This window comes from Pseudomonas sp. X10 (assembly GCF_054889225.1).
In genome coordinates, this window is the sequence record NZ_CM142677.1 from 5282511 (window position 1) to 5300175 (window position 17665).

The 17665-nt window shown below is 63.1% G+C and carries 16 protein-coding genes and 2 pseudogenes; 13 read left to right on the forward strand and 5 right to left on the reverse strand.

Going from position 1 to position 17665, the window contains the following annotated elements; genetic code table 11:
* Positions 1 to 54: 54 nt before the first annotated feature.
* The 13 genes and pseudogenes from ubiE to ACYU03_RS24070 all read left to right on the forward strand — a co-directional run bounded on the left by ubiE (position 55) and on the right by ACYU03_RS24070 (position 10180).
* The gene (gene ubiE / locus ACYU03_RS24010) at positions 55 to 825 is read left to right on the forward strand and encodes a bifunctional demethylmenaquinone methyltransferase/2-methoxy-6-polyprenyl-1,4-benzoquinol methylase UbiE (protein WP_461887096.1); all 771 of its coding nucleotides are present in this window, start codon (positions 55 to 57) and stop codon (positions 823 to 825) included.
* Positions 825 to 1448 (forward strand): ubiquinone biosynthesis accessory factor UbiJ, encoded by a 624-nt coding sequence (locus ACYU03_RS24015; protein WP_461887097.1) that lies wholly within the window; start codon positions 825 to 827, stop codon positions 1446 to 1448. Before ubiE ends, ACYU03_RS24015 begins: the two co-directional genes overlap by 1 nt.
* Positions 1445 to 3052, forward strand: a complete 1608-nt coding sequence (gene ubiB, locus ACYU03_RS24020) for a ubiquinone biosynthesis regulatory protein kinase UbiB (RefSeq protein ID WP_461887098.1) — start codon at positions 1445 to 1447, stop codon at positions 3050 to 3052. The genes ACYU03_RS24015 and ubiB overlap by 4 nt, the downstream gene beginning before the upstream one ends.
* 72 nt (positions 3053 to 3124) lie before the next feature.
* Entirely contained in the window at positions 3125 to 3517 is a 393-nt protein-coding gene (gene hisI, locus ACYU03_RS24025; protein ID WP_461887099.1) for a phosphoribosyl-AMP cyclohydrolase, read from the forward strand.
* Between the two features lies 1 nt (position 3518).
* The gene (locus tag ACYU03_RS24030) at positions 3519 to 3854 is read left to right on the forward strand and encodes a phosphoribosyl-ATP diphosphatase (RefSeq protein ID WP_461887100.1); all 336 of its coding nucleotides are present in this window, start codon (positions 3519 to 3521) and stop codon (positions 3852 to 3854) included.
* A gap of 25 nt (positions 3855 to 3879) precedes the next feature.
* Complete coding sequence (locus ACYU03_RS24035) at positions 3880 to 4149, forward strand: twin-arginine translocase TatA/TatE family subunit (protein WP_461887101.1); 270 nt, start codon at positions 3880 to 3882, stop codon at positions 4147 to 4149.
* 3 nt (positions 4150 to 4152) lie between these two features.
* Positions 4153 to 4533, forward strand: a complete 381-nt coding sequence (gene tatB / locus ACYU03_RS24040) for a Sec-independent protein translocase protein TatB (RefSeq protein WP_461887102.1) — start codon at positions 4153 to 4155, stop codon at positions 4531 to 4533.
* Positions 4530 to 5321, forward strand: coding sequence for a twin-arginine translocase subunit TatC (tatC, locus tag ACYU03_RS24045; protein WP_461887103.1), 792 nt, complete (start codon positions 4530 to 4532; stop codon positions 5319 to 5321). Before tatB ends, tatC begins: the two co-directional genes overlap by 4 nt.
* Entirely contained in the window at positions 5318 to 6025 is a 708-nt protein-coding gene (locus tag ACYU03_RS24050) for a 16S rRNA (uracil(1498)-N(3))-methyltransferase (protein ID WP_461887104.1), read from the forward strand. The genes tatC and ACYU03_RS24050 overlap by 4 nt, the downstream gene beginning before the upstream one ends.
* A 96-nt stretch (positions 6026 to 6121) precedes the next feature.
* Positions 6122 to 7183: pseudogene (locus ACYU03_RS24055) on the forward strand (methyl-accepting chemotaxis protein); the annotation flags it as partial.
* Positions 7184 to 7324: 141 nt separating this feature from the next.
* Positions 7325 to 8038, forward strand: a complete 714-nt coding sequence (locus ACYU03_RS24060) for a methyl-accepting chemotaxis protein (protein ID WP_461891538.1) — start codon at positions 7325 to 7327, stop codon at positions 8036 to 8038.
* Positions 8039 to 8248: 210 nt separating this feature from the next.
* Positions 8249 to 9325, forward strand: a pseudogene (locus tag ACYU03_RS24065) (methyl-accepting chemotaxis protein); the annotation flags it as partial.
* Between the two features lie 141 nt (positions 9326 to 9466).
* A complete protein-coding gene (locus tag ACYU03_RS24070) occupies positions 9467 to 10180 on the forward strand; it encodes a methyl-accepting chemotaxis protein (RefSeq protein ID WP_461891539.1) in 714 nt (237 codons plus the stop codon).
* Positions 10181 to 10249: 69 nt separating this feature from the next.
* Here the strand turns inward: ACYU03_RS24070 and ACYU03_RS24075 are convergent, their stop codons facing one another.
* The 5 genes from ACYU03_RS24075 to ACYU03_RS24095 form a co-directional block, all read right to left on the reverse strand.
* The gene (locus tag ACYU03_RS24075; RefSeq protein WP_461891540.1) at positions 10250 to 10984 is read right to left on the reverse strand and encodes an amino acid ABC transporter ATP-binding protein; all 735 of its coding nucleotides are present in this window, start codon (positions 10982 to 10984) and stop codon (positions 10250 to 10252) included.
* A complete protein-coding gene (locus ACYU03_RS24080; RefSeq protein ID WP_461887105.1) occupies positions 10977 to 11939 on the reverse strand; it encodes an amino acid ABC transporter permease in 963 nt (320 codons plus the stop codon). Before ACYU03_RS24080 ends, ACYU03_RS24075 begins: the two co-directional genes overlap by 8 nt.
* Positions 11940 to 12068: 129 nt before the next feature.
* A complete protein-coding gene (locus ACYU03_RS24085) occupies positions 12069 to 12866 on the reverse strand; it encodes a transporter substrate-binding domain-containing protein (protein ID WP_461891541.1) in 798 nt (265 codons plus the stop codon).
* A 337-nt stretch (positions 12867 to 13203) separates the two neighbouring features.
* Entirely contained in the window at positions 13204 to 15777 is a 2574-nt protein-coding gene (mdoH, locus tag ACYU03_RS24090; RefSeq protein ID WP_461887106.1) for a glucans biosynthesis glucosyltransferase MdoH, read from the reverse strand.
* Positions 15770 to 17503, reverse strand: coding sequence for a glucan biosynthesis protein G (locus tag ACYU03_RS24095; RefSeq protein WP_461887107.1), 1734 nt, complete (start codon positions 17501 to 17503; stop codon positions 15770 to 15772). The genes mdoH and ACYU03_RS24095 overlap by 8 nt, the downstream gene beginning before the upstream one ends.
* Positions 17504 to 17665 lie beyond the last annotated feature (162 nt).

Below are 17665 nucleotides of genomic sequence, written 5' to 3' on the forward strand. Positions count from 1 at the left end.
GACAAATCCGCCCGTTCGCCCTAGAATGGCCGTAATTTTTTCCGGTGAAGCGATATGAACGATCAGCGCAAAGGCGACCACGCCGAACCCACCACCCATTTCGGCTACCAGAACGTGCCGGAGAGCCAAAAGGCCCAGAAGGTCGCCGAGGTTTTCCACTCGGTGGCAGCCAAGTACGACCTGATGAACGACATCCTCTCCGGCGGCATGCACCGCCTGTGGAAGCGCTTCACCATCGAGCTGTCCGGCGTGCGCAGCGGCAACCGGGTACTGGATATCGCCGGTGGCACCGGTGACCTGGCCGCCAAGTTCTCACGCCTGGTCGGCCCCACCGGCCAGGTGGTGCTGGCCGACATCAACGAATCGATGCTCAAGGTCGGCCGTGACCGCCTGCTCGACCGTGGCGTGGCCGGCAATATCGAGTTCGTCCAGGCCGACGCGGAGAAACTGCCGTTCCCGGACAACCACTTCGACTGCGTGACCATCGCCTTCGGCCTGCGCAACGTCACCCACAAGGAAGATGCCCTGCGCTCGATGCTGCGTGTGCTCAAGCCCGGTGGCCGCCTGCTGGTGCTGGAGTTCTCCAAGCCGACCAACAAGCTGATGTCCAGGGCCTACGACGCCTATTCGTTCGCGTTCATGCCCCTGGCTGGCAAGCTGATCACCAATGACTCCGAGAGCTACCGTTACCTGGCCGAGTCGATCCGCATGCACCCCGACCAGGAAACTCTCAAGGCCATGATGGTCGACGCCGGCTTCGATCGCGTCACCTACCACAACATGACCAGCGGCATCGTCGCCCTGCACCGGGGAATCAAGCCCTGATGCTCCTGGCCGGCCTTCTCGCCAGCGTCGAGCACGGCCTCAACCGTGTCCTGCGCATGGACAGCACGGCGCTGCCGCGCCTGGCCGCGCTCGAAGGCAAGGTGATTGCCATCGACTGCCGCCAGCCGGCCCTGCGCCTGTTCATCCTGCCCGACGAAGAAGGCTTGATGCTTGCCGCGCACTGGGAAGGCGAAGTCGATTGCACCCTGCGTGCGCCTGCGGGCAGCCTGGTGCAACTGGCCTTCGCCGGGGACAAGAACGCCGTGCTGCACAGCCCGCAGGTCGAGCTGCATGGCGACAGTGCGGTGTTGCTGGACCTGTTCGGCGTATTGCAGGACCTGGAGTTGGACTGGGAATACGAGCTGTCACGCTGGCTTGGCCCCGTGCCTACCGCATTGCTCGCCGGCCACCTGCGCCTGCGCGCCCGCTGGACCCGCGAAGGCCTGACGCGTTTCAGTCAGAACCTGTCCGAGTACCTGGCCGAAGAAGCCCGCACCCTGGTCGGCCAACGCGAGGCCGAAGCGGCCTTCCGCGGGCTCGATTCGATCAAGCTAGACATTGAACGCCTCGAGGCGCGCGTACAGCGCCTTGCCCGATCCCTTGATACCAGCGATAAAGCATGAAGCTGCTTGCCGTCCGCCGTCTGTTGCGCATCCAGCGCGTCGTGATCCGCTACCGTCTCGATGACCTGCTGTTCGACCTGCCCCTGCCCTGGTGGCTGCGCAGCCTGCGCCTGCTCATGCCCTGGCGCTGGCTGCCGCGCAAGCCATCCGAGCTCAGCCGCGGTGCCCGCCTGCGTCAAGCCCTGCAGGACCTGGGCCCGATCTTCATCAAGTTCGGCCAGTTGCTCTCGACCCGCCGCGATCTATTGCCCACCGACATTGCCGATGAGCTGATGCTGCTGCAGGACCGGGTGCCACCGTTCGACCCGAAGCAAGCCGTGGCACTGATCGAGGAACAGCTCGGTGCCAAGGTCAGCGAAGTCTTCAGCCGCTTCGATGTCGAGCCCCTGGCCTCGGCCTCGGTCGCCCAGGTGCATGCCGCACGGCTCAAGAGCGGCGAAGAAGTGGTGGTCAAGGTGGTGCGTCCCGGCCTCAAGCCAGTGATCGCCCAGGACCTGGCCTGGCTGTTCCTGATCGCCAAGGGTGCCGAACGCGTCTCCGCCGACGCCCGCCGCCTGCACCCGGTGGAAGTGGTCAGGGACTACGAGAAGACCATCTTCGATGAGCTCGACCTGCTGCGCGAGGCCGCCAACGCCAGCCAATTGCGGCGCAACTTCGAAGGTTCGGAGATGATGTACGTGCCCCAGGTGTACTGGGACCTGTGCCGCCCCAAGGTATTGGTGATGGAGCGGATCTACGGCGTGCCGGTCACCGACCTGGCGACCCTGGCCGACCAGCGTACCGACATGAAGATGCTCGCCGAGCGTGGCGTGGAGATTTTCTTCACCCAGGTGTTTCGCGACAGCTTCTTCCACGCCGACATGCACCCAGGCAACATCTTCGTCAGCACCGTCAAGCCCTGGAGTCCCCAGTACATCGCCATCGACTGCGGCATCGTCGGCAGCCTCACTCCCGAGGACCAGGACTACCTGGCGCGCAACCTGTTCGCCTTCTTCAAACGCGACTATCGCCGGGTCGCCCAGTTGCACATCGACTCCGGCTGGGTACCCGCGCAGACCAAGCTCAACGAGTTCGAGGCAGCGATCCGCACCGTGTGCGAACCGATCTTCGAGAAGCCACTGAAGGACATCTCCTTCGGTCAGGTGCTGATGCGCCTGTTCCAGACAGCCCGGCGCTTCAACATGGAGGTCCAGCCACAGCTGGTGTTGCTGCAAAAGACCTTGCTCAATATCGAAGGCCTGGGCCGCCAGCTGTATCCCGACCTTGACCTATGGAGCACCGCCAAGCCCTTCCTCGAACGCTGGATGCGCGAGCGCATGAGCCCGAAGACGGTCATCGGCAACCTGCAGAGCCAAGTCGAGCAACTGCCGCACCTGGCGGACATGACCCGTGACCTGCTCGAGCGGCTGTCGCACCCCCACCTGAACGACCCGGAAATGCCACAGCAGCGCCAAAACGATGGCTGGGCACTGCGCCTGCTCGGCGCGGGGCTGCTGGGCGGTGGTGCGACCCTGGCCGCCGGCGCTGCCAGCCTCAGCGCGCCGGCCGCCTGGCCGGCCTGGCTGATGCTCGCTGCCGGACTTTATCTGATCGTGCGCCGATAGCCAGCCGCGCTGCTGGCTGGCACACTAGCGCAAGGGCCCGGTACAGGAGCGGGCCTGGTTTTGGAGTCGACGATGAAAGACTGGCTGGACGAGATCAAGTGGAACAGCGATGGCCTGGTACCGGCAATCGCCCAAGACCACAAGACCGGGCGCGTACTGATGATGGCCTGGATGAACCGCGAATCCCTGGCCCTGACCGCCGCTGAGCATCGCGCCATCTACTGGTCGCGCTCACGTGGCAAACTGTGGCGCAAGGGTGAAGAATCGGGGCACGTGCAGAAGCTGCATGAGATACGCCTGGACTGCGACGCTGACGTGATCATCCTGATGGTCGAGCAACTGGGCCATATCGCCTGCCACACCGGCCGCGAGAGCTGTTTCTACCGGGTGTTCGAGGACGGCCAGTGGAAAATCGTCGACCCGGTCCTCAAGGATCCGGATGCCATCTACAGCGCAGGACACTGACATGAGCGACACCCTGACCCGCCTCGCCGAAGTGCTTGAAGCCCGCAAGAACGCGGCACCCGACAGTTCCTACGTGGCCAGCCTGCATCACAAGGGGCTGAACAAGATCCTGGAAAAGCTCGGCGAGGAATCGGTAGAGACCATCATCGCCGCCAAGGACGCCGCCAACAGCGGTGATTGCAGCGATGTCATCTATGAAACCGCCGACCTGTGGTTCCATAGCCTGGTCATGCTCAGCGCGCTGGGCCAGCATCCGCAGGCCGTGCTCGATGAACTGGAGCGCCGCTTCGGCCTGTCCGGGCACGCGGAAAAGGCCGCACGCCAGCCGTCGGCCTAACTGAATAAAATCCGAGGAGTGCACCATGGGTATTTTTGACTGGAAACACTGGATCGTCCTGCTGGTAGTCGTGGTGCTGGTGTTCGGCACCAAGAAGCTGAAGAACCTCGGCAGCGATCTGGGCGAATCGATCAAGGGCTTCCGCAAGGCCATGAACGAAGAAGAGTCCAAACCGGCCGAGCCAACCCCACCACCGGCACAACCCGTCCAGTCCCAGACTTCCGCGCCGCAGAACCCGCCGCACACCATCGACGGCCAGGCCCAACCGGTCCAAGAACCGACCCGGAAAGACTGACCGATGTTCGGGATCAGCTTCAGCGAGCTGCTGCTCGTCGGCCTGGTAGCCCTGCTGGTGCTCGGCCCCGAGCGCCTGCCGGGCGCCGCGCGCACTGCTGGCCTGTGGATCGGCCGGCTCAAGCGCAGCTTCAACAGCATCAAGCAGGAAGTCGAGCGCGAGATCGGCGCCGATGATATCCGCCGCCAGTTGCACAACGAACACATCCTCTCCATGGAGCAGGAAGCACGGAAAATCCTCAACCCACAGACTCCGACTGCGGACACGCCGGTCACGCCTGCAAGCCCCGAGGCGCCAACGCCGCCTGTCGAGAGCAGCACCAGCACCGCTGAGCCGCTCCCCGGCACGGCGTCCGAGCCGACACAACCGCCACGAGCCCCATGAGCGAAATCCCGGAAAACGACCAGCCGATGCCGCTGGTCTCGCACCTGACCGAACTGCGCACGCGCCTGTTGCGCTGCGTTGCTGCCATCTTCCTGATCTTCGCCGGGCTGTTCGCCTTCGCGCAGCAGATCTACACCCTGGTCTCGGCGCCGCTGCGCGCCCACTTGCCAGCTAATGCGACGATGATCGCCACCGACGTGGCCTCGCCGTTCCTGACGCCGTTCAAGCTGACCATGATCGTCTCGCTGTTCCTGGCCATGCCGTTCATCCTGCAACAGATCTGGGGCTTTATCGCACCGGGCCTGTACCGCCATGAAAAGCGCATCGCTATTCCATTGCTGATTTCCAGCATCCTCCTGTTCTACGCCGGGATGGCCTTCGCCTACTTCCTGGTGTTCCCGCTGATCTTCGGCTTCTTCGCCAGCGCCACGCCCGAAGGCGTATCGATGATGACGGACATCTCCAGCTACCTGGACTTCGTCATGACCCTGTTCTTCGCCTTCGGCGTAGCCTTCGAGATCCCGGTGGCCGTGGTGTTGCTGGTGTGGATCGGCGTGGTCGACGTGCAATACCTGAGGAAGATCCGCCCCTACGTGATCATCGGCTGCTTCGTCGTCGGCATGATCCTGACCCCGCCGGACATCTTCTCCCAGACCCTGCTGGCCGTACCCATGTGGCTACTGTTCGAGATCGGCGTGCTGTTCGGCGGCCTGATCCGCAAACGCAGCCAGACCCGCGAAGACGCCGCGGACGACCACAACGACCAGCCGCCAGCGACCCAACCGTGAACCTGCTGCTACTCGAAGACGCCGACTTCATCGCGGCCGACCGCGTGGTCCTGGCTGACCGGCGTTTTACCCACATGCAAGAGATCCACCGGGTCGAAGTCGGCGACAGCCTGCGTGTCGGCCAGCTCGGCGGCCTGATGGGCAAGGCCACGGTGCTGCGCCTGAATGGGCATGAGGCCGAGCTCGAGGTCAACTTCGAGCAGGCGCCGCCCGCCAAGCTGCCCTTGACCCTGGTCCTGGCCTTGCCCCGGCCAAAGATGCTGCGCCGGGTCTTCCAGACAGTCGCCACCCTGGGCGTACCGCGCCTGATCCTGGTCAACAGCTACCGGGTCGAGAAGAGCTTCTGGCAAACCCCGTTCCTCACCCCAGGGGCGATACGCGAGCAACTTGTCCTCGGCCTGGAACAGGCCCGCGACACCGTATTGCCGGAAGTGATCATCGAGAAACGTTTCAAGCCGTTCGTCGAGGACCGCCTGCCGGCCATCGCCGATGGCACCGTGGGCCTAATCGGCCACCCCGGGCCCTACCCAGCCTGCCCACGGGCGGTGGACCACCCCGTGACCCTGGCCATCGGCCCAGAAGGTGGCTGGATCCCCTATGAGGTCGAGCTACTGGGCAAGGCAGGACTGAGCCCGGTACAGCTTGGTGACCGTATCCTGCGGGTCGAAACCGCTGTTACAGCCCTCTTATCTCGTCTTTTCTGACAACAACTCCAGGCTTTCCTACGTCAAGTTTTGTGACTCCAGGCCGATGTACTGGCAAAACGATATTCAGCAAAGCTGATCGCTAGGGAGTCCACCATGTACCGTTGGTTAGCCCAGACTCTGGGCAATGTGAGCGTCAATCGCAAACTGGGCATCGGCTTCAGCCTGGTCCTCCTGCTGACACTGGCCATCACCCTGACCGGTTGGCTGGCGCTCACCGGCATCATCGACCGGTCCGGCAAGCTCAGCGGTATCGCGCAGATCCTCCAGGACACTCAGGAACTGCGCATCACCCGGCAGAACTATGAACGCAACCGGGATGCCGCCAGCGAGGCGGAAATGAAAAAGCTCCTGACCGGCCTCGAGCAACAGACGCAGAAGATGCAGCAGCGTCTCAGCAGCCCCGACGAACTGCAGCACCTGGAACAGCAGCGCGAAGCCGTGCGCCAGTACCAACAGGCCTTCGACAGCCTGCAGCAGGCAGGGCAACACCGCGAAGCCAGCCGCGAGATGCTTGGTAGCACTGCCGACAAGGCGGCCGAGGTGATCGCCCAGGCCGAGCGACGCCTGTTGCAGGCCGGCGATATCAGCCCGTACCAGAGCACGGTCCAGGCCAGCAAACTGCTGCAACAGGCACGCTTCCAAGTGCGCGGCTACACCTACAGCGGCCAGGCCGAATACCAGAAGACAGCTCTAGACGCTATCGACCAGGCTGCCGCAGTGCTCAAGGAGTTGCCCGCCAGGCTGCCAGCCGAATACGCCGCCAACCTCGACGAGGCCGGCCAGGCCCTGGCCGGTTATCGCGATGCGGTGATCCAAGTCGGTGCAGCCCAGTCTGCCAGCGAACAAGCCCTGCAACACATGGCTACGCAGGGCCAGGTGCTGATCAGCGCCAGCCAGGCACTGACCCAGTCGCAAACTGAAAAACGCGACCAAGACGCACAGCAGGCCAAGTCCACACTGATCGTCGCCACCCTGCTGGCCCTGGTGTTGGGCATCCTCTCCGCGTGGGCGATCACCCGGCAAATCATCATCCCTCTGCGCCAGACCCTGGCGGCCGCCGAACGTGTCGCCAGCGGCGACCTGCGCCATGACCTGGCGGTGAACCGCCGTGATGAACTGGGCCAACTGCAAGCCAGCATGCAACGCATGACCCAAGGCCTGCGCGAGCTGATCGGAGGCATTGGCGACGGTGTCACCCAGCTCGCCAGCGCAGCCGAGGAGCTCTCGGCGGTGACCGAACAGACCAGCGCCGGGGTCAACAGTCAGAAAGTCGAGACCGATCAAGTCGCCACGGCCATGAATGAGATGACCGCCACCGTCCAGGATGTCGCCCGCAACGCTGAGCAAGCTTCGGAGGCGGCACTGATGGCCGACCAGCAGGCACGGGAAGGCGACCGGGTGGTCGGCGAGGCGATCGCTCAGATCGAGCGCCTGGCCAATGAAGTCCTGCACTCCAGCGAAGCCATGGGTGAACTGAAGGCCGAAAGCGACAAGATCGGAAGCGTGCTGGACGTGATCAAGTCGGTGGCGCAGCAAACCAACCTGCTGGCGCTCAACGCCGCCATCGAAGCTGCTCGCGCCGGCGAAGCCGGTCGTGGCTTCGCCGTGGTCGCCGACGAGGTGCGCAGCCTGGCCCAGCGCACCCAGGCGTCGACCGAAGAAATCGAAGAACTGATTGCCGGACTGCAGAACGGTACTCAGCGGGTAGCCAGCGTCATGGACAACAGCCGCAGCCTGACCGACAGCAGCGTGGAGCTGACCCGGCGCGCCGGTGGCTCGCTGGACACCATCACCCGCACCGTGTCGTCGATCCAGGCAATGAACCAACAGATCGCCACGGCTGCCGAGCAACAGAGCGCGGTGGCCGAAGAGATCAACCGCAGCGTGATGAACGTACGCGATATCTCCGACCAGACCTCGGCGGCCAGCGAGGAAACGGCCTCCTCCAGTGCCGAGCTGGCACGTCTGGGCAACCACCTGCAAAACCTGGTGAGCAAGTTCAGGCTGTAACGCCCCCTATAGGCGCTGGCGTCAGCTCGCGCCTATAGGCACCACACCACGAAAAAGCCTACCAACACGTCCGAATCCTCCTACGCCTTTTGAAGGTCCAGCTTGAGGCCCCACGGCCGATGAGCAAAGAAGGCCTGGCCCGCTGGATCCCCCGGCGTGCACCGCTTTCCAACAGGTAGGAGATTCATCATGGTCGGACCCATCAACCGGATGCTCGGCAACCTGAGCGTAAGACTCAAACTCACTCTGGGCTTTGCCACTGTCCTGCTGCTGACACTGGTCACCACACTTACAGGCTGGATCGCCTTGGGCAACGCCATCGAGCGTGCTGACAAGCTGAACGAAATCGGCCTGCTCACCGACATCATCAAAGACCTGCGCGCCGAACGTATCACCTTCCGGGTGCTTGCCGACGAGCAGAGCAAGGCCCAGATCAACCAAGCGCTGAACCAGCTCGATGGCCTGGTCGCCAGCATGCAGCAGCGTTACACCAATGAGCAGGACCGCCAGACTGTCGGCCCTATGCAGCGGCAACTGCAGCGCTATCGGCAGGATTTCGAGGCCTTGCAGCAAGCCGTTGCCTCTCGCCAGCAACTGCAGCAGGACTTGCAACAGCAGGAAACACGCCTGACAGATGCGATCGATAGCCTGCAACGCCAGGTACTGCTGCGGATGTCCAGTGACAGCCAGCAGTCTGGCCAGGGCAATGTGCTCGGCCTGATGGAGGCCTTGGCGCGGCATGTCGATACGGCCAACCAGCAGAGTCTGGTGCCCGCTTACACCTTCTCGCCATTGGAGCGTTTCGAAAGCGTCGGGCAGAAAGCCCTGGAAGCCGCCGAAACCAGCTTGGCCCAGCTGCTGCAAAGGCTGCAGCGCCTTGACCTGCCCCGTCCCCCACTGGAGCGCCCCGGCATCGAACTGGGCAAGTACCGCAGCAACCTGGAGGCGTACCGGCGCATGGCCATCCGTGTCGAACAGTTGCAGTCAAACATGGAAGCGCTGGGCGATCAGTTAGGTGAGGCCGGAGAGCACCTGAGCGACAACCAGGTCGTGCAACGCGACCAGGAGAGCAGCGCGGCGCGCACCTTGATGACCAGCGTGGCAGTCTTGGCCTTGGTCATTGGCATCCTGGCCGCGTGGCTGATCACCCTGCAAATCACCCAACCGCTACGCCAGACCCTGGCCCAAGCGTCGAGGATCGCACGCGGCGACCTCAGCCAGGTGCAAATGACAGAGCGGTGCGATGAACTGGGGCAATTGCAAGACAGCATGCGCGACATGACCTTCAGCCTGCGTGAGCTGCTGGGCGGCATCGACCAGGGCGTCACCCAGCTGTCGGCTGCCGTCGAGCAACTGGCGACAGCCAGCGAGGAGACCAAAGTCCGCGTCAGCCAACAGAAGGAAGAAACCGACCAGGTTGCCACGGCCATGAACCAGATGAGCGCTACAGTCCAAGAGGTGGCGCACAGTGCCGAGCAAGCCTCGGCAGCGGCGACCACCGCCGATCACCAAGCACAGCTGGGCGATCAAGTGGTCGCCGAGGCGATCGCCCAGATCGAACAACTGGCCGGCCAGATGGACCATTGCCTAGATGCCATGCACAACCTGGCTGGAGAGAGCCAGCGTATTGGCAGCATCCTTGACGTGATCAAGTCGGTCTCCGAACAGACCAACCTGCTGGCGCTCAACGCCGCCATCGAAGCCGCCCGAGCCGGTGAGGCTGGCCGCGGCTTCGCCGTGGTGGCCGACGAAGTCCGGGGCCTGGCACAGCGCACCCAGCAATCGACCGAGGAGATAGAGCAGTTGATCGGTAACCTGCACCATGGCACCGACCAGGTCACGGGCCTGCTCGACAGCAGCAAGCGCCTCACCGAACAGAGCGTGGCGTTGAGCCGTAAGGCCGGCAGTGCCCTGGGCCAGATCACCGACACGGTCTCGACCATCCAGGGCATGAACCAGCAGATCGCCACCGCCAGCGAACAGCAAAGCGTGGTCGCCGAGCAGATCAACCGCAATGTGATCAACGTGCGCGACGTGTCGGACCAGACCAGCACGGCCAGTGAGCAGACCGCAGCGTCAAGCGGCGAACTGGAACAGCTGGGCAAGCAACTGCGCAGCATGGTGGGCAGGTTCAGCCTGTAGATACTTGTGATCGACACTCAGCGGGTAGGAGCTAGCGTTAGCCGGCTCCTACAGGCTCGTGTAGGTGGCCTACAGCACCTGGCGCAGGAACGCCTGGGCCCGCAGGTCCTTGGGTGCGCTGAAGAACTGCTGGGGAGGCGAGTCTTCCAGCAGCTTGCCATGGTCGAAGAACAGCACCCGGTCGGCCACTTCCCGGGCAAAGCCCATTTCGTGGGTGACGCAGACCATGGTCATGCCTTCCTGGGCCAGGGTCTTCATGACATCCAGCACTTCGCCGACCATCTCCGGGTCCAGCGCCGAGGTCGGCTCGTCGAACAGCATGACCTTCGGGTCCATCGCCAGGGCGCGGGCGATGGCCACGCGTTGCTGCTGACCACCCGATAAGCGCGAAGGATATTCGTTGGCCTTCTCGCCGATGCCGACCTTCTCCAGCAACGCCCGGGCCTTGGCCTCACGCTCGGCCTTGCCGCGCTTGCGCACCACCTTCTGTGCCAGGCACAGGTTCTCCAGCACGGTCATGTGCGGGAACAGATTGAAATGCTGAAACACCATGCCGACTTCACGACGGTAGGCATTGATGTCGGTCTTCGGGTCGTCCAACTGCAGACCGTCGATGGCCACATGGCCCTCATCGAAGTCCTCCAGGCCGTTGAGGCAGCGTAGGAAGGTCGACTTGCCCGAACCCGACGGGCCCAGCACCACCACCACTTCGCCCTTGGCAACGCCGGTGGTGACGTTGTCGACCGCACGCACCACCTGGCCACGGGTGTCGAAGACTTTTACTAGATCTCGGACTTCAATCACTTTGCGCAAGCCTCCGCTCGAGCCGGCTGGCGAAGTGCGACAGCGGCAGGTTGATCAGCAGGTACAAACCTGCCACGCAGAACCAGATCTCGAAGGTCGAGAACGAAGTAGTGATCGCCTCGCGGCCACTCTTGGTCAATTCGGTGATGGCGATCACCGACACCAGCGACGTGTCCTTGACCAGGCTGATGAACTGCCCGGCCAGAGGCGGCAGCACACGCTTGAACGCCTGTGGCAGGATCACATGGCGCATCGACTGGCTGGTGTTGAGCCCCAGCGAGCGGGCCGCCTCGCCCTGCCCCTTAGCGATCGACTGCACGCCAGCCCGGACGATCTCGGCCACATAGGCGCCGGTGAACAGCGCCAGCGCCGCCACCCCGGCGAACTCGCGGGACAGGTTGAGCACGGTGCCGATGAAAAAGTAGAAGATGAAGATCTGCACCAGCAGTGGCGTACCGCGCACCAGTTCGACATATACCGTCGACAGATCGCGCAGCGTCGGGTTGCTCGACAGCCGGCACAACCCTGCAAACAGGCCAATCACCAGGCCGAACGCACCGGACACCACAGAGATCCACAGGGTGGTCCACAGGCCCCAGGCCAACGGGCCCGCAGCCCAATGGCGGGTCACGCCAACCAGGTCGCCTTCAGCGACATCGTCGCCCCGGCTCACCTGCACGCTGTTCCGTTCGACTTCCAGTACCTGTTCGTCGCCATCCTCGTCACGCAAGGTGACACGGGCCATATCGCCCTGAAGGACGATGTCCTCCACCGTGCCATATCCAGCGGCGCGCTGGGCGTCCTCGGCCTGGTAGGCGAAATACTGCGGCACCCGGTTCCAGCGCCACTCGTAGGAAATCATCGAAGTGGCAAAGTAGAGGCTGACCGCCAGGCCCACCAGGACCAGTGCGGTCAGCCCGTGCCAGGGCCACTGGGCTTTCTTGTGTTTGATCACGTCGGGTAATTCCGTAGATGCGAATGCCAAAAAGTCGCAAGCCGCAAGCTACAGGCCGCAAGAAAAAGCCAGGACGTGCACCGCCCCGCTTCTTCTTGCAGCTTGCAACCTGCGGCTTGTGGCTGGCCCTTATTCCATTTCCTTCAGCCAGTCGGTGTTCTTGAACCACTTGTCGTGGATTCGATCGTAGGTACCGTCGTGCTTGATCTGGTGCAGGAAGTTGTTGATGAAGTTGATGCTGTCGTAGTCGCCCTTCTTCAGACCGAAGGCCAGCGGCTCGTAGGTGAACGGCTCGTCGAGGAACAGCAGCTTGCCAGCACCGGCCTTGTTCACCGCGACCACGTTGTAGGGGGCGTCGTAGACGAAGGCGTCGGCCTTGCCGTTGACCACGTCCATCACCGCTTCCTGCTCGTTGTCGTAGCCATGGTACTTGGCCTTGCTGATCAGCTTCTTGGCGACCATCTCGCCAGTGGTGCCGAGCTTGGAGGTGATGCGGTAGTCAGCGCTGTTCAGGTCTTTGTAGGACTTGACCTTGTCTGCCAGCTCCTTGCGGATCAACAGGGTCTGGCCGACCACGATGAAGGGCTCGCTGAAGTTCAGGCGCAGGTTACGCTCCTGGGTCAGGGTCATGCCGCTGCCGATCATGTCGAACTTGTTGGTCAGCAGGGCCGGGATGATGCCGTCATACGCAGTGGAGACGGTCTCCAGCTTGACGCCCATGGACTTGGCCATGGCCTTGAGGATGTCCACTTCGAAGCCGATGATCTCACCGCGCTTGTTGGTCATCTGGAACGGCATGTAGGTCGGGTCCATGCCTACACGCAGGGTGCCGCGCTTGACCGCGTCTTCGATGGCGCCCGCCTGGGCGGTCGTGACCGCGACCAGCGCGGCGACAGCGACCAGCAGTCGCGACAGGTATTTCTTCATCATCACCAGGTCCCCTAGCAAGAAATAGAGCGAACTTTATTGTTGGAAGCGAACGGTTTACAGACCGATGCGCAATATCGGGAGGGATGCTAACGCATGCGCGGCTCGGGACCTAGAGCCGGGGGGGACTTTGTTGGCCAAAACATCGGCAATCCCGCTGCTTGGCGTAATGCTGTTCACTTAAGCAGGAGTGCCTTCAGTTAGGGCTACGCAGCGGCCCCAAAGCATGCAACAGATGTCTTAAATGAACAGCATTACACTCCTGCAGAGGCCTATGGCCCAGACTGCAGGAGCAGACTGACGGCAACGGGCCGCGACGCGGCCCTGGAGCACCCCGTCAGGCCCCGGCCAGCGTGGGCTGGGCCTGGCCCTCGGGATGCAGTGGCAGCAACGGCGAGTGCGGGTCGCTGGCAATCGAGTTGCGCCAAACGCCCAGCCAGGCCTCGCTTTGCTCGGCCCAGACCCGCTCGTGCAAACGCGTCAGGGCCACCGGGTCGCTCAACAACGCCAGGCGGGTATTGCCATCCAGACCCTCGGGGCCAGCCTCCAGGGCCATGGCGATACGCTCGGCGCGCAGCGCCTCGACTGGCTCGGCCAGGCCGTGACGGGCCGTGCCCATGGCGCAAGCCAGAGCATTCTGGCGAGGGTCGACCACAGCGCGAACAAAACCGTCGTTGAGCGCGTGCCAGCGGTTCTCATGGGTGTACTGGTCAGTGGCGAGCAACTCAGGCGGGGTGGCGTACTCTTCAGGGATCAGAAACAGCTTCTCATCCTTGGCGCGCAAACCCAGCTTGACCCGGCTGGAGATCACCGACACCGGGATCGACAGCATCAACGAGCCGACGATCGGCACCAGCCACCACAGGAAGCTCGGGTTCAGCCAGGCCACCAGCAGGGCCCAGGCTAGGCCCAACAGGGTCTGCGGGCCATGGCGGCGCACCGCTTCGCTCCACGAGGTGGAGTCGTCGTCGCGCTGTGGCGAGTTCCAGGTTGCCGCCCAGCCGAGGAACGCAGCCAGCACGAAGCGGGTGTGGAACACCATGCGCACCGGTGCCAGCAACATGGAGAAAAGCATCTCCAGCAACATCGACAGGGTTACCTTGATACGCCCGCCGAATTCCTTGGCGCCCTTGGCCCAGATCAGGATGATGCTGAGCAGCTTGGGCAGGAACAGCAGCACGATGGTGGTGGAGAACAGCGCGATGGCCTTCTCCGGATGCCACTGCGGCCACAGCGGGTAGAGCTGGAATGGCTCGAGGAAATACTGCGGCTCCATCAGGGTATTGGTCGCCAGCAGCGCGGTCGAGAGCACCAGGAAGAAGAACCACAGCGGCGCCGATAAGTAGGACATTACGCCAGTGAGGAACACCGCACGGTGTACCGGGTGCATGCCCTTGACCAAGAACAGTCGGAAGTTCATCAGGTTGCCATGACACCAGCGACGGTCCCGCTTGAGCTCGTCGAGCAGGTTCGGCGGCAACTCCTCGTAACTGCCCGGCAAATCGTAGGCGATCCACACGCCCCAGCCGGCACGACGCATCAGCGCAGCTTCGACGAAGTCGTGGGAAAGGATCGCCCCGGCAAAGGCGCCCTTGCCCGGCAACGGCGCCAGGGCACAGTGCTCGATGAAGGGTTTCATGCGGATGATCGCGTTATGGCCCCAGTAGTGCGACTCACCCAATTGCCAGAAGTGCAGGCCTGCGGTGAAAAGCGGGCCGTAGACACGGGTGGCGAACTGCTGCATGCGCGCATACAGAGTGTCCATGCCAGAAGCCTTGGGCGCGGTCTGGATGATACCGGCATCGGGGTTAGCCTCCATCAGGCGCACCAGGCTGGTCAGGCATTCGCCGCTCATCACGCTGTCGGCATCGAGCACCACCATATAGCGATACTCGCCGCCCCAGCGGCGGCAGAAGTCGTCGAGGTTGCCGCTCTTGCGCTTGACCCGGCGACGGCGGCGGCGATAGAAGATGCGCCCGAAACCCTTGGCTTCGCGACAGACCTCCAGCCAGGCTTGCTGTTCGGCGACGGCGATGTCGGTGTCATTGGTATCGCTGAGCACGAAGAAGTCGAAGCGATCCAGGTCACCTGTGGCGGCCACCGACTCGAAGGTCGCCCTCAGGCCGGCAAAGACCCTCGGTACGTCCTCGTTGCAGATCGGCATGACAATCGCGGTACGCGCGTGCGCAGCGATCGGCTCGCTGCCCGCGCTACTGCCGGAGATCCGGTACTTGTCACGCCCGGTGAGCAGCTCGAGGAATCCCATCAACGCGGTCCAGAAGCCCGCGGACACCCAGCAAAAGAGGATGCCGAAGAGGATCAGGATGCTGGTCTGCAGGGCATAGGGCCAAACCTGGGTCACGGTCTGCAGCACAGGCTGGTTGAGCACCTCGTCGAACTCGAAGAAGGACCAGCCCTGATAAGGCAGGATGCCCTTCATGTACCAGCCCGCGACCAGGGTCTGGCCGAGCATCAGGGCCAGCAGGATGTAGCGGCGCAGGGAGCCAACCCAGCGCCAGCGCGCCTTCGGCAGCTCGCGCTTGACCGGCGCAGGAGCGTTGGTGCGGCCAGTCAGGCGGCGCCAGCCACGGATCAGGATATTGGTGCGCCACGGCTCGGGAATGACCCGGGTGCGCTGGATCGGTGGCGCAATCTTCAGGCTCAACCGGCCACCGGCGTCGACGCCGAGCATCTCGGCGTCTTCCAGCTCGGCGGCCGTTCCCAAGGTCAGCCGGCTACCGACCGAGGCCTGGACAGCCTCGGCGGGGTTGCTGGCAGGCTGTGCCGAAAGGCGTTGGTGCAGTTCGCTGAACGACGAGCAACGGGCCAGTTCGGCGCGCTGCTCGTCACTCAGTGGTAGATGGGCCAGGTACTCGCCAAGCGACTCTGGCCGTGCGCTTGAGTTACTCATCGGCAGGCAACTGATAGCTCCAGGTTTCGGTCAGCACTTTTTCAGTGGTGGCCGGGGCCTCGGTGGTGGTCGCCGCATCGGCGGCAGGCTGCTCGGCTGGCTTGTCGGCCTTGCCGGCTTTCTCGGCCTTGACGTGCTTGGCACCGGCCTTGTCCTGCTTGCTGTCCTTGGCTGGCTTCGCTGCCTCGACCGGTACATCACGCACTAGCGCAGCACGCATCTCGACCGACTTGCCCGGGTCCTTGATCTTCATCCGCAGGGTCAGGCGCCAGCCCTTGGTTTCAGGGTTGTAGCGCAGGTTGTTTTCGATCAGCTCGGCATTATCGTCGACGCTGACCTGGCTACGCAGCGCGGTGTCCTCCGGCAGGGCCGCGAGGGCCGGGCCTTCGAAGTCGACCAGGAAGGCGACGCTGCCGTCAGGCTGGCGGATCAGGTTGGATTGCTTGACGTCACCGGTCGAACGCAGGGTCTGCTTGACCCAGCCCAGGTCCGGCGAGTGGAACTGGGCCTCATCGATGGTCCAGTGCAGGCGATAGTCATGTTCGTACGGCTGGCCAGGCTCCGGCAGTTTCTCTGGGCTCCAGAAGGCAACGATATTGTCGTTGGTTTCATCGGCGGTGGGGATCTCGACCAAGTCGACAGTACCCTTGCCCCAGTCGCCACGCGGCTCGATCCAAGCGCTTGGACGCTTCTGGTAGTTGTCATCCAGGTCTTCGTAATGGCTGAACTCGCGCTGGCGTTGCAGCAGGCCGAAACCACGCGGGTTCTCTACGCTGAAGTTGCTCACGGCCAGATGTTTCGGGTTGTTCAGCGGACGCCACAACCATTCGCCGTTGCCGGCATGGATCGACAGGCCTTCGGAGTCGTGCAGGGCCGGGCGGTAGTTCAGGACCTTGGACGGCTGGTTGCTGCCGAACAGGAACATGCTGGTCAACGGCGCGATGCCCAGGCGGCTGACCTGCTCACGCAGGTAGACCCGCGACTTGACGTCGACGATGGTGTCGCTGCCCGGACGCAAGGTCAGCTTGTAGGCACCGGTAGAGCGTGGCGAATCGAGCAAGGCATAGATCACCAGGTGCTTGTCGCCAGGCTTGGGCTTTTCCACCCAGAACTCGGTAAAGCGCGGGAACTCCTCGCCCGATGGCAGCGCCGTATCGATGGCCAGGCCGCGGGCCGACAGCCCATAGACGTGCCCCTTGCCGACCACGCGGAAGTAGCTGGCACCCAGCAGGGTCATGATCTCGTCCTGCTTGTCAGCTTTGTTGATCGGGTAGAGCACGCGGAACCCCGCGTAACCAAGCTGCTTGGTCGCCTTGGGGTCGAACTGCAGGTCGCCGAAGTCGAAGCGGCTGGGGTCGTACTTGATTTCCTCGACCGTGGTAGCAGTGACTTCGTTGATTTTCACCGGGGTGTCGAAATGCATGCCCTGGTGATAGAAGGACAGTTTGAAGGGGGTCTTGTCCTTGGCCCACTCGGCCTTTTCCTCGAGGAAGCGAATCTTCTGGTAGTCCGCGAATTTCATCTCGCGGAACACATCCGGCAGATTGCTCTTCGGTGCTTCGTACTTCTGCCCGGCCAGATCCTTTGCCTTGGCTGCAACATCGTCAAGAGTGAACGCCCACAGCTGGCCGGCGCCCAACAGGCTGACCAGGGTTGCGCCTGCCAACATGGCCTTGCGCAGCCAATTGCCGGGAGTTCTTGGAGCAGTATAGGGACTTACAATCACGAGCAAACCTCGCCGAAAACAGATCATAGAACCAACGGCCAGCGACAATTGCCGGGTTGGCGAGCACTGTTCGGACCCCGTAAGGGCGCAATGATTCCCCAAACGGCTCCGGACGATACTCAAGTCAGAGTGAAACGAACCTGCGAACGCAGGTTCACACAG